This window comes from Streptomyces sp. SID486, assembly GCF_009865385.1.
GTDB lineage: Bacteria > Actinomycetota > Actinomycetes > Streptomycetales > Streptomycetaceae > Streptomyces.
Genome location: NZ_WWJT01000368.1, coordinates 1 through 327 on the forward strand (window position 1 = coordinate 1; position 327 = coordinate 327).

Genomic DNA, 327 nt, shown 5'->3' on the forward strand with positions numbered 1-327 from the left:
CGTCACCGTCGACACCGCCTGCTCCTCCTCCCTCGTCGCCCTCCACCTCGCGGTGCAGGCGCTGCGCACCGGCGAGTGCGCCCTGGCCCTGGCCGGCGGCGTCACCGTGATGTCCACCCCCGACACCTTCATCGACTTCTCCCGCCAGCGGGGCCTCGCGGAGGACGGCCGCTGCAAGTCCTTCGCGGAGGGCGCCGACGGCACGGGCTGGGGCGAGGGCGCCGGCCTGCTCCTGCTGGAGCGGCTCGGCGACGCCCGCCGCAACGGCCACCGCGTGCTGGCCGTGGTGCGCGGCTCGGCCGTCAACCAGGACGGCGCCTCCAACGG

At 76.5% G+C, this 327-nt stretch carries 1 protein-coding gene; it reads left to right on the forward strand.

Going from position 1 to position 327, the window contains the following annotated elements:
* Window positions 1-327 (forward strand): beta-ketoacyl synthase N-terminal-like domain-containing protein (locus GT045_RS17020; protein WP_272926862.1); only part of this gene is annotated, 327 nt, incomplete at both ends.